General features: G+C 38.9%; 11 protein-coding genes. All 11 read right to left on the bottom strand.

From position 1 onward, the window contains the following. Positions 1-30: 30 nt before the first annotated feature. The gene (locus JT717_RS02385) at positions 31-1,044 is read right to left on the bottom strand and encodes a glycosyltransferase family 4 protein (RefSeq protein WP_205508580.1); all 1,014 of its coding nucleotides are present in this window, start codon (positions 1,042-1,044) and stop codon (positions 31-33) included. After that, positions 1,034-1,996, bottom strand: a complete 963-nt coding sequence (locus tag JT717_RS02380) for a GDP-mannose 4,6-dehydratase (RefSeq protein WP_205508579.1) — start codon at positions 1,994-1,996, stop codon at positions 1,034-1,036. Before JT717_RS02380 ends, JT717_RS02385 begins: the two co-directional genes overlap by 11 nt. A 2-nt stretch (positions 1,997-1,998) precedes the next feature. Beyond that, positions 1,999-3,441 (bottom strand): hypothetical protein, encoded by a 1,443-nt coding sequence (locus JT717_RS02375; protein ID WP_205508578.1) that lies wholly within the window; start codon positions 3,439-3,441, stop codon positions 1,999-2,001. A 31-nt stretch (positions 3,442-3,472) separates the two neighbouring features. Beyond that, entirely contained in the window at positions 3,473-4,453 is a 981-nt protein-coding gene (locus tag JT717_RS02370; RefSeq protein WP_205508577.1) for a CgeB family protein, read from the bottom strand. 3 nt (positions 4,454-4,456) lie between these two features. Continuing rightward, positions 4,457-5,350 (bottom strand): hypothetical protein, encoded by an 894-nt coding sequence (locus JT717_RS02365; RefSeq protein ID WP_205508576.1) that lies wholly within the window; start codon positions 5,348-5,350, stop codon positions 4,457-4,459. Positions 5,351-5,354: 4 nt separating this feature from the next. After that, positions 5,355-6,554 carry a glycosyltransferase gene (locus tag JT717_RS02360; RefSeq protein WP_205508575.1) on the bottom strand — a complete coding sequence of 400 codons (1,200 nt, stop codon included), beginning with the start codon at positions 6,552-6,554 and terminating at the stop codon, positions 5,355-5,357. After that, a complete protein-coding gene (locus JT717_RS02355; protein ID WP_205508574.1) occupies positions 6,544-7,674 on the bottom strand; it encodes a glycosyltransferase in 1,131 nt (376 codons plus the stop codon). The genes JT717_RS02360 and JT717_RS02355 overlap by 11 nt, the downstream gene beginning before the upstream one ends. 140 nt (positions 7,675-7,814) lie before the next feature. Next, on the bottom strand, positions 7,815-8,729 hold the full coding sequence (locus JT717_RS02350) for a glycosyltransferase (protein WP_205508573.1): 915 nt from the start codon (positions 8,727-8,729) through the stop codon (positions 7,815-7,817). Positions 8,730-8,742: 13 nt separating this feature from the next. Then, positions 8,743-9,693 (bottom strand): acyltransferase family protein, encoded by a 951-nt coding sequence (locus JT717_RS02345; protein ID WP_205508572.1) that lies wholly within the window; start codon positions 9,691-9,693, stop codon positions 8,743-8,745. Positions 9,694-9,738: 45 nt separating this feature from the next. Next, positions 9,739-10,794: a glycosyltransferase gene (locus JT717_RS28745; RefSeq protein WP_205508571.1), complete on the bottom strand. Its 1,056-nt coding sequence runs from the start codon at positions 10,792-10,794 to the stop codon at positions 9,739-9,741. 46 nt (positions 10,795-10,840) lie between these two features. After that, positions 10,841-12,049 (bottom strand): glycosyltransferase family 4 protein, encoded by a 1,209-nt coding sequence (locus JT717_RS02335; protein WP_205508570.1) that lies wholly within the window; start codon positions 12,047-12,049, stop codon positions 10,841-10,843. Positions 12,050-12,066: the final 17 nt, after the last annotated feature.

The raw sequence follows: 12,066 nt of genomic DNA, 5'->3' as shown, positions 1-12,066 counted from the left end.
CAGTTAACAATGGAAGTTTTAACAACTATATTAAGCTAAAATTCTTTTATACAGATCGAGGTATTGCGCGGCAATAACGTCAGGATCGAATCTTTTAATATTTTCAAAGCCCCGTTTGACCAATTCATTTCTGAAAGAGTCATCATGGATGATCTTTTGCAGGCCTTCTCTTATTTCGGCTACTTTAAATGGATCTACCATAACAGCTGCATTCCCTGCCACTTCAGGCATCGAAAATAAATTACTTGTTATAACCGCCCTGCCTACAGCCTGTGCTTCCAGGATGGGCATGCCAAAACCTTCGTATGTTGAAGTGAGATTAACAATATCTGCCTGTTCATAGCGTCGAATGATCTCCTCATCACTAAGTCCCCATTCATATTTATATTCTATGCTATACTTTTTCAACAGCCCTTCGTATTCATCATTCTGTTTACCAACAATATTCAAAATGCAAGGTAATCCTTTCAAAGCCTCTATCAGGTTAGGAATATTTTTATTGGGAGCGGTACCTACCTGCAAGATCACCGGTTTCTCTTTATTAAACGGCTTATCTGCACGTTTAAAATTGGGCGATATTGCAACAGGTATCACTACAATCTTTTCGGGATCACATGAGTGATGCCGCAATATCTCCTGTTTCGTTGACTCTGAAATTGCAGTGATATACCTCGACCGTTTCTCTGGTATGGAAAGCCAGAACAGCTTTAGTATCTTATATTTAATGCCTGCTGATGTATTCAGATGAACACAGTCAAGGATAGTTTGTATCGTTGTATTGCGCTTGAGAAAAAGGCCCAAATAGTTTACATCGCCGGTAATATGATTCACAGGGCCCTGTTTGCGCCAGGCTTCCAAACAGTTATATAACCGCTTTAAGAACCCTGAACTTTCGTACTTTGATACTACGACCTCCGCAGCAATCTTATTACTCAGCCGTTTTCTAACATCTTCAAAAATAAATTCAACGCTGTAGTTGCCAACACTTCTCGGCTTTCTATGAAAGAATACAACCTTGGGTTTCAGGATCTGCTTATTTGCCATAGTTTTTAAACTCTTCCTCTATGATAGTATCCAATACCTCGAAAAAATCCAAATTATACTGCCAGTTTAACACCGAACGTGCTTTTTTATTTGAACCGTAAATGTCCTCTATTTCTGTAGGCCTGAAGAATGCGGGATTGATCCTGATCCGGTTTCTGTCTATTTGTAACTTATCAAAAACATAATGAACGATCTCCCGCAAGGTTATCGATTTGCCGGAACTGATAATGTAATCATCCGGCTTGTCCTGCTGCAACAATAACCACATCGCTTCGACATATTTTTCTGACCAGCCAAAATCCCGTTTAATATCAAGGTTTCCGAATTCAAGAAAGTGCCGTTTACCGTATTTAATATCAATCGCCCCTTTAATTACCTTCTTAACAAAGAAGTTTTCACCACGTAGATAAGATTCATGATTGAATAGAATTCCGCAGCTCGTATATAAATTATATGATTCCCTGTAATTTATACATATATAATGGGCGGTAACTTTTGATATCGCATAGGGGCTTAAAGGATGCACAATGGAATCTTCAGTAATTGGCAGGTTATTTACTTTTCCAAACATCTCGCTGGTGGAAGCCTGATAAAACCTGATAGATGGATCAAGCAGGCGTATGGCTTCCAGCATATTTAATACTGACTGGATATTGAAGTTTATTGTCCCGATCGGTTGTTGAAAAGAAAGGGAAACAGAACTTTGCGCCGCCAGGTTATAGACTTCATTGGGTTTATGGGTAGAAATAATATTCAACACCTGAGAAAGGTCGCTCTGATCGCACTCTATCAGTTCAACCTTATCTAGAACGTTCAGATACTTCAGCCTGCTCAAATTTGATCCATAATGTGATCTTATAAGACCAATGATCTTATATCCCTTTTCAAGCAGCAACCGGGTCAGGTATGCTCCGTCCTGACCGGTAATTCCGGTAATAATGGCAGACTTCAAGCTTATATGTTTTGAGATGTGTTTAACTTACTATACCCGCCTGTTGTTGAACTGATATTAGCAACATTCTTTTTGTCAGGCCTGAACAATTTTGGTAAAAACCTATATAATAGAAAAATAAAAAATGCCGATTTGATCAGGGAATTCAGGATTTGAAGTGTGTCGTTCTCTGAAGAATAGGTAACCTGATAAAACATTACCGGTATCCACAGTATTATCAATGGCAACTTTTGAGCTATTAGAAATAGCCGGCCGTAAACAAATCGAATGAATAAACCAAGCAACATCATATAAATAACCCCGCCAACAACACCAAAGCTGCCATACGCTTCGCCCAGCGGTCCCACATCGGTTGCAAAACCAACTATGGTAACATTCGCGTAATATTTCATGTTCGCTATACCACCAGCCTCTGGTTTTGTTGGCCACAATAGTCTTGGTACGAACGCCGCGGCAATTTTTACCAGCAAATAGGATCCATTGTCGTGGGGAGTAGCGTCAGGCATATTCCGCATCACCAATCCAACATTGTAGCCCTGGTTGGCCCTGTAATAAAGAAAGAAATAGTTATTAGGCGATACAATGTTGTCCATACTGTTAAGTCTCTTCTTTACCAGGCTGGCGAATATCTGGGCTTTATTGCCATCTGGGTTCCTGCTAATTTGATGTCTATACGCGGGCTTAACGCTTTGAATGATCGCTAATAGTAAAAATGCCGCCAGAAAATAAATCGTTTTCCTTAGCATGGAGGCTTTCATTCCAATGAAGAAAAATGAAAAAAGCGTCATACCCATATAAGCGATAATCGTAAACATCCCACTCCTCAATGCAACTCCTATGATGAATAAACCGAACGCAATTAATATCACTCTCCTATAGGCAAACTTTCCGGCAAAAAAAACATATAATAAACCTGCAAAAGCAGAAAAGTATACTAAAGTAAAAACGTATTGCAGAAAAGCAGGAACATAGTGAACAAATGTGTTCGTGATCACGCCAACAGTAAGAAGGTATATTCCAATTCGTTGATTGCCTGCAAGCTGATTACCGATATTGGCGATAATTTTTTTTAATGGAGCACCAAAATCAGATTTATTTTCCCTGGTTAAAGGCCAACATAACAACATACAGAAGCCACAAACTGCAGGCAGGCAAAAGTTGAAATAGATTTCTTTATTAATGGGCATATATCTAACCCAAACCAATGCCAGCGTATTCGTTCGATTATATATCAGATATCCAACCAATGGCATCAACAAACAGATAAAAACAGCGTGCAAAGCAATAATTTCACGCAACACTATACCCTTACCCAGTTTATCTAGCACCATTAAAACAGAAAGAATGCTCAACCCATATACCAGTGGGTCATACCAATTTGATACAACCGACAATGTAAATATCAACAACTGCCCCAGCGACCATATGTATGATGTATACCGCATTCTAATAGCGTCTCTTTAAAAGCATTTCATCCTAGTTATTAATAGTATTGATAATTGTGGTAAGGCGTTTTTCGTATGTATGCTCATTCAATGCTCTTTTGCGGCCCGCTTCACGTATTTCCAATGCGCTATCTGCATTTTTCCTGTAGTAATCGATCTTAAATAACAGCTCTTCGAATGTAGAATAGGTTACTATTTCCTTTTCGGGCTCAAAACAATCCTCAATAGCGGGACGGTATTCCATAATTTGCAGTGCGCCTGCACCTGCAATTTCAAAGGCCCTGCAATTGAGGGAATTACCTTCCGACATAGCGGTTGAATTAATGCAGGCAAGACTACTGCCAAAGAAAAAACTTTTCTCCTCTTTTACAATAAATTTATTAAGGAAAAGTTGTTTCACTTCCGGCTTAGCCCATCTCGGCGGCTTATTACCAAACAGTTTGATGTCCCTGACTCCGGCCTTGAGTAATTTACTAATCAGAAAATGCCGGTAGTCGTATGTATTGCCTGCAAAAAGGACCGAATTATCGATGTTTGTAAAGTTTTTTTTATGCCACTGCGGATTCATCGCTTCCGGCAGATAGAATGCATTCAAGTCTAAAGTCCTTAGTTTGAACGCAGCATATTTGTCCTTAATGAAAATAAAATCCCAGCCATCACAAAGCAAACCCTGTTTACTCATATTGGCAGGCGTGTCGCCCCACCAGCATACAGTAATAATCCCTTCTTTTTTTAAAGCATTCAACACCTCCTCATTCAATGACTGGGTAAGTGTCAGTACAACATGAGGTTTAAAACTTTTGTATACTTTCAAAAGCCATTTCTCCTGGGGGGTAAGCGTATTGGGAAAGAACTTTTCGTATCCCAACTGCATGAGGTGCATGACACGATCGTTAAATACACGAACAGGTTGTGGTGCAGTAATCACTTCATGCCCCATTGTCCTCAAGGCAGTTGCTACATTTTCAGCAAAATTGTCGGGCAAACTAAAATTAGGAATGATGAACCTCATTTGCTAAAAATGCTTTTGCAGCTTTTTGAATGTAAATAAGAACTTCTTTTCTTTCTCCAGGTATTTATCCTGAGCTTTATCCAGATATTTTTCCAAAGCGCTGTACTTATGGTAGAAATATTCTTCATAAAAAGAAAGAATATCCATTCTGGGATATTCGCTGATGGACTTAAACTTCATACCTGCCCAGTGAATTACATATGGAAATTTGCGCTCTTTATTTTTTATTGCGTCGAGGTCGATGAAATCGGCAGCTCCACCATCAGGCCAGATCATTAGAGGGATTCTGGCAACGGAAACTTTTTTTTCCTGCTCCTTTAGATGAATTATAAGATTGAAAAGTCCCTGATCGGCTTGCTTAAAAAATTGGGGATAGCTTAGTTTAGGAGAAGGCTTCCAGGTAATTAAATTGTCAAAATCATTCTTTGATAATACTTTGCTATTACCAACCCACTGTCCTGAATTAAAACTGTATCCAGGGTATCTGAAATTGGGATAAAGCTTTATGATCTCTTCTGGATCATAATAAAGATGCTTAAGCTTTTCAGCTGGCTGAACTTCTTTATCAACTACAAAGTCAGCCTCAATACCGGATAATTTATCTAACACGGGCCCGGCAAGCACAGTATCAGAATCTAAAACAAGAAATGTTTCTTTCTTATTTAAAAAAAGTGGTTCGAATTTGCCAAACCCCCAACCATATCGCTGCTTTCCGGTTTCCAGGATGCCGATATTCCAATTCCGCTGCATCTTTTTTGTATCTGTGGCCCCATTTGAGTAATCGATGATCAGGTTTATGGCTATTTCGGGATACCAATACCGGATACTTGCTATACAAATCCTTGTAAATTTCAGATCGTATCTATGTGTATTTATATATATTTTGTCAATCTGCATGATGCTATTTTATATCCCCGGCATATCGTTTCCCGTACGCTGATATCATTCTTGCCACCGAATTTTGAATTGAAAATGGTGAATCGTTTATGAATGAGTTGGCTGATGGCCTGTTTCCTGCATTTTGGGTAATATTGAGTAACTCTAGAGCCCATTCAGTCACTGATTTTGACAATGATTCAGTATTTACCAGCTCTTTTATAATTATAGCTTCCCTGGGCAATGCATCAGATGCAAACACCGGTAAGCCTGTCGCCTGCGCCTCAACCGCTATCATGCCCAAGCCTTCCCACAAGGACGGGAAAATGAGCACATCTGAAGCAGATAATAGCGAAGGCACATCCTTTCTGACCCCTAAAAATTTTATTCGGCCTGATAAACCTGTCTTCTCTACTTCTTCCTCCATTTGTGATCCTACCACGCCTTTCAGCCCTGCAAATATGAAATTCCAGTTCTTATTCTGCCGCACAACTTCCTTGGCAACATCCAGTGCGAAGGCCGGATTTTTCTGGTTCCGGCTCACATCGTTATTTTCGGAATCTATTCTTCCAATAAAAACGCCGACCCTGGTATCTTCACTCCAGCCTAACTCTTTACATAAACCGGCTTTTGCATCACCATTATATTTAAACAAATTGACGTCGAAGCCGCAATAAACCGGATCAATTCTTTTTTTTCTATACGGCCATTTATGATATCCGTATTCGTTCATCACAGCATTAGAGGTACCGGTAATACCTGTACACAAAAGAACCATAAGCAACCTTCCCATTCTAAAAGAGAACCAACGGGAAGGTGTTGTTACATAATTTCGAATAAAGTTGTAAGGATTATGAAGATGCGATATTCTTACCGCAGGTAAAAAGCCTATCGCTGATAAAAAATGCCAGCCTGATACAAAATCCTGATGGTCATGAATGGCCGTATACTTTTCCTTTTTTAATATTTCAGTGAACGATTTACGAAAACTGAACAATTTGCCCAGTGAATATTTGAGATAAAAAATCTTGGATCCTGTCTTTAAGACCTCTTCGTCAAAAACAGCAGGTTCGCCTCCTGTGGCGAGAAAATCGACCGAAAGACCAAGCTCAGGATGAGCCTGAGCATACCTGGCAACCTGTAATAACCAGGTTTCCGCCCCTCCTGTTCCAAAACCATCTATAATATGAAGTACTTTTAATTTCACAGGCAGCTCATGACTCATATAATGCTATAAAATTTTCAGTCGCTTTTCTGATCTCAAATTTTGAATTATTCATTCGATGATAAGCCTCCGTTCTATTCACTGATGTTCCATGAGTCAAAACTTCGTTTATTCTTTTTGCCCATTCTTCAGGATTGTTTGCCAGGTCAATTATAAAAGCCAGTTCAGGAATTTCAATTGCATCAGGTACGATCCCATTTGATAATGCCATTGGTAAACCGGCAGCCTGCGCTTCAACAACAACCAGGCCCAATCCCTCCTTTGGATATTCAAAGCGGGGAAACACAAAGACATCTGCCGCTTTCATAATAATCGCTGTATCATCGCGCCAGCCCATCAATCGAACTTTGTTCTGTAAACCCTTTTCTTTGGTTCGCTGAAGAACCAGTTCCTCCTGTTCTCCTTTCCCTATAAACACAGCGTAGACATCCTTTCTTATTTCAGTAAGCCTCTCAAGTATATCAATAACAAAAACTGGATTTTTAAGAGTATTCATTCTCCCAACAAAAAGGAGCATTTTTGCATCATCTGGTATGCCAATTTCTTTGCAAACCGATAACCGGTCAGCAGTATCCTTGAAAGGACTTAAATTGATCCCATAATATAATACGGAACACCGCTTATTCTTTAAACCCTTATTATATGTGAATTCCGACAACGTGTCTTTTGAAATTCCAACAATATAATCACTGAAATAAATGGCTAACCGGCGAAAGGGCTTCAACAGGAGTTTCTGTATTCTCTCATTTCCTATTGGCAGGCCTTTGTCGGTATTATGGATATGAAGAAGCCTTCTTTTAAAATCAATACCTGCCGTGGCGCAAAGGTAAAAACCACTTAGGTAATCATGATGTGAATGGATTATATCAAACTTTCCTTCCTTTAGTGTTTTACGTAAAGCTTTTAAAAAACTAAACTTATCACTGATCCAGTAAGGTGAGTAAACTATTTTACCTCCCGCTGCGATCACCCTTTCATCAAGCCGCCCCTTTCTCCCCAAAATGCAGTAAAAAGTCCAATCCCAATCTGGCCGCACCTTTTTGCTTTCAAGAAATATATTTACCAGCCAGTTCTCGACGGCCCCTTTATCAAGGTTCTCTACCACATGAAGAATTCTCATTTTGAACGATCGATATCAGATTCTCAATCTGATAAACCTCTTTAAGAAAAGTAATAAAAGACAGAAGCAAATATGCATAAGACGCTAGTATCCAAAACAATTGAGCCGCCAATACTTGTACTGACCTGTAGGCAATACGATTAATTTCGGATCATTTTCAATCCAGCTTTTTCCCCTCTTGTGACTGCCTGGTAAAATGCTCTGTCAATGGGATTTTTAAGTATGCACCTGAGATGATACGCCAACCTGTTCTTCATTGAAGGTTCAGTCGCATATTCACCTCTAAAGGATCTGAATACAACCGCCGATGCAGCTATACCTTCTGCCAGCCGCAAAAGATATTCTTTTTCTACCCTAAACGGAGGAATGTAATGCGTCACAACAATTTTATGGAAAAGACCAACACCCAGGCCGAGATCACAGGCGCATGCCGCCATATCGTTATCACCGCCTGAGAATAAAGATTTGCCATCCCTGTCTAGCTGAATATTTCTTTTACCGCTTTTATGAATCTGGTAATAATAATCGGCAACGGTTTTACGGATAAATAATCCTGCTCCGCAAGGCATTGTTTCGCCAAGATGTGGCAGGTTTGACCAATAATCACGATCGAATTCCCTATGAACCAACAATCCCCAATATTTTTTTGTCCAGGGTTCGGGCGTTTTTTCAAACTCAAGTTTTACCTGACCACTCCATGCCCCAATATGCGGGTTATCTACAGCTACCTGTAATCCCATTTCAATAAAGTCGGGTGCTACTATGTTATCATCGTCTACATAAACGAGCAGGTCACTTGTAGCCAGGCTGATGCCTTTTAACCTGGCGGGCGTAAGTCCCTGCTTTGATTCATTGACTATTGATACATTCGCATGCAAGTCAATAAATCGTTTTATATAATCCTGTTCTGCCAAAGGTGTTGTTGAATTATTATCTACTATTATAATCTCATCTGGTTTCCTGACCGAAATCGCTTTGGTCAGGGCATCGAGGCAACGTGAAAATATGTGCTCAACAGGATTATATGTACAAACAATAATTGAAACACCAGGCATAACTCCGCTGTAATTATGATTTATAAGAGATTTCTAAGGCACGCTTTTTAAATGGCTTTTCTACAAATAAATAGAGTAAATAACTTCCGAGAATGGTTAAAGCGATCGCAAAAAATCCAAAAGCTATTCTACCTCCCGTTCCTACACCAAATCTAAATGACAAATTAATGATGGTAAATGCTATTAATGTATGGATCAGGTATAAAGAATACGATATATCCCCGAAAAAGGTAAGCACCCGGCTTTTTAACGCGGGGTTCAAATAAATTATTAAAAAAGGAATAATTGTAAAAACAAGATTGACAAAGCCAAGTTTGTAATAAATAAAAGCGCCTAGTACAATTGAATATAATAATAACTCCCAGGCTTTTAGTTTTTGCACTTTGTAAAAGGCCAGAAGAATGCCTAACATAAAAATAGGGGACCAATAAAAGAAACTCTGACCTGATGTTTCAAACAGGTATAAGACTATCAGAGAAGCTATCACTATTGAACGTAGCCAAACCGAATGTGCAAAAGCTATAAAAAGTACTGAAAAAATCAAATAAAACTGGAACTCAATGGCAAGTGTCCAAAAAACTATACTAAGCCATTCATACTTGCTAAAAGGGATCAAATATCCTACATGTAAGAGTATCTGGGATATACCGGGAATTTGTTCTGTACCTTTTGCCAATCCCAAATAGCTCTTTAAATACAATAGACAAACGGTCAAGCATAATACAACCAAATAAGGCGGCTCTACTCGTATTATACGCTTCTTAAAAAAAATAAATGCCTTGCCCAGCGTATATCCGCCCTTAATCATTGAATAGGTTATAACGAACCCCGATATAACAAAAAAGAATTGAACGCCATATTTCCCATAATAAAATATTGAATGCGCCAACTTACTGTTAATAAAGTCTCCGGAAACGCATACAAAATGAAAAAGAAAAACCGCTAAAGCTGCGATTCCCCTCAACTGCGTTATTACGTTTATTTTTCGTTCGCTTTGCAAAGTATTATTCTAATGGTCGTTAAGTATTTTGTCTATCTTACTGCTATAATCCTTCACAGACATATTTACTGCCATTTTGCTTTTTAACTTCAGGATGCAGTCTTTATGCACATGGTATTTATTAACCAGTGCTGTTAAGGCATCAAACAGACCTTTGGCAATCTCTATATCTGTACCCGATTTAACCATCAATTCATTGTATTGATACAGATCTGCTATTTCACCTATTCCGGCAGCTTTAAGCCCAATAAAAGGTAAACCGTGGTCAACAGATTCAAAAAAGATCCTTCCAAGCGCTTCTACCCTGCTCAAATGCATTACAGCATGTAACTTGTCATAAATGTTTTCCGTTCCTTTTACATAACCATGTAAAACCACATTGCTGTTATTCTGTAGTCTTGAAATTACTGCGGAAGGCAGATCTTTACTTAGCTCTCCGAACAAATGGAATGTGAAAGTATCGCCAGCCCCTCGATGGCTTATTTCGTCTAATAACAGTAGTAATAGTTCTATACCCTTAGTAAGTGTAACGCGTCCGATTATTCCGACATTAAATGATTTTCCCTGCTCATAAATAACATTGTGATGTCTGTCACTGAAAATAAAGGGGTCAGGAACCATTTGATTCGAGAATGTAAGTAAATTGGAGATATAGTTCGAAATTGACACCACCCTAAGGTTTTCTGGCAGGTGATTGTTTGCCATTTTCCATCTGTATGGAGCTGTATCCTCTATCATGCGAACATGTACTGTGAAACGCACCTTGTGAAAATACTTTGCGAGAAGTAAGATATATTTTACATGCCCCGCTTCATTTACATATACACTTTTGTACCTGCGCATCAAAAGATGAATAAATAACTTTATGTAAAATGCGGGTAATTTGGCCGGATTGTACGTTTTTACAATATAACTTCCGCCTGCTTCAGTTAACTTCTTTTGTAGATCACTGTTTTCAGGAACATAAACATGCGGGTTTAAACGACTATTTGTAAGATAGTCGAATAATACGCTTTCGCTACCATAAAGCTTACCGGAAGGACTTATTACCAGTATACGACTCACAATAATTCAATGTCAATTTTAGTAAACAATCAATCTCCACTTTTAACTACATTTCTTCATATGCCCTCACTACCTCTTCGGCATATTTTGACCAGCTAAATTTCTTCGCCTGTTCGAGACCGGCAAACTTAAGCCTGTTTGCCAATTCAGCATTATGATAGACCTCATTCAATGATCTTTGGAATGTTTCGTTATCATTAGGACTTGCCAGTAATGCTGCGTTACCTGCTACTTCGGGCATTGACGAAGTATTGGAACAGATAACGGGCGTTCCACATTGCATGGCCTCGAGAATGGGAAGGCCGAAACCTTCGTAATGCGACATGTAAAGAAATGCCAAAGCGCCATTGTATAAATATACCAGTGCGTCATCGTCTAAATAATCAAAGAATAACACCCGGTCGTATTTACCATACTTATTTTCTACGTATTCCTTATAATTCGTTTCGCGGTTTTGACCAATTACGACGAGATGCAGATCCTCAATGCCATGTTCCCGAATGAATGCAAAATAATTGTCCAAAATAAACTCTACATTTTTATACCGGGCCATTGAATTGATTGTGAGTACATACTTTTTGCCCTGCAACTTGCTTTTTGCCAATTCTTTTTGTATCCGGTCCTTTTCAGGTATGTTATAAAACAATTTCTCATCTGCTCCCAGATAAGTAACCCTGATTTTATCAGGATGCAAGTCATTCCTGTATTTCAGGATATCATTTTTTGTGGATTGCGAAATGGCGAGGATGTTTATATCAGGGGTGAGGGAGTCGTATAATTTCTTTGTATAGTCGTAAAAATTGTTCGATAAATCGGGCCGCACCAATGGGATCAGATCAAGCGCGGTAAAAAACTTTTTTATTCTTTTATTATGCCTGATAATGCCTGGTATTGGATCTACCGGGGCATGATATACATCAATACTCCCCCGGAAATTTAAACTAACGAAAGGATATATATAAGGAATGGGCACGTACCGGCTTACCTTCGAATACAATCTTGTATAATTTGCGCTATTCAGCAGTTTAATATCGCGGGCTTGCACCTTTACATTGTCTGTACCAATTTCGTTTGAAACGTATTTCTTTAGCGTATTAATATTCTTTTCAAGGTAATTGGTATTGGTTAAATAAAAGGTATGCTGCTTAAAATTGCCCAATCGCTTCAAAAACTCATTGGTAACCCGCAATCCACCATGCATTACCTTTGAACCATACATGCCACCTATCCAGGTTGCATCGATTAATATATTCAATGTGTGAAAAATTTAAG

It is taken from the genome of Longitalea arenae (assembly GCF_016924755.1).
Taxonomy (GTDB): Bacteria; Bacteroidota; Bacteroidia; order Chitinophagales; family Chitinophagaceae; genus Niastella; species Niastella arenae.
Note: the sequence above shows the minus strand (reverse complement) of the source record. Positions and strands in the feature narration are given on the sequence as shown.

Bases quoted from the DNA above. Each gene is read 5' to 3' on its own strand.
- JT717_RS02385 (WP_205508580.1), bottom strand. From the start codon at position 1,044: ATGGCAAATAAGCAGATCCTGAAACCCAAGGTTGTATTCTTTCATAGA.
- JT717_RS02375 (WP_205508578.1), bottom strand. From the start codon at position 3,441: ATGCGGTATACATCATACATATGGTCGCTGGGGCAGTTGTTGATATTT.
- JT717_RS02370 (WP_205508577.1), bottom strand. From the start codon at position 4,453: ATGAGGTTCATCATTCCTAATTTTAGTTTGCCCGACAATTTTGCTGAA.
- JT717_RS02365 (WP_205508576.1), bottom strand. From the start codon at position 5,350: ATGCAGATTGACAAAATATATATAAATACACATAGATACGATCTGAAA.
- JT717_RS02360 (WP_205508575.1), bottom strand. From the start codon at position 6,554: ATGAGTCATGAGCTGCCTGTGAAATTAAAAGTACTTCATATTATAGAT.
- JT717_RS02355 (WP_205508574.1), bottom strand. From the start codon at position 7,674: ATGAGAATTCTTCATGTGGTAGAGAACCTTGATAAAGGGGCCGTCGAG.
- JT717_RS02350 (WP_205508573.1), bottom strand. From the start codon at position 8,729: ATGCCTGGTGTTTCAATTATTGTTTGTACATATAATCCTGTTGAGCAC.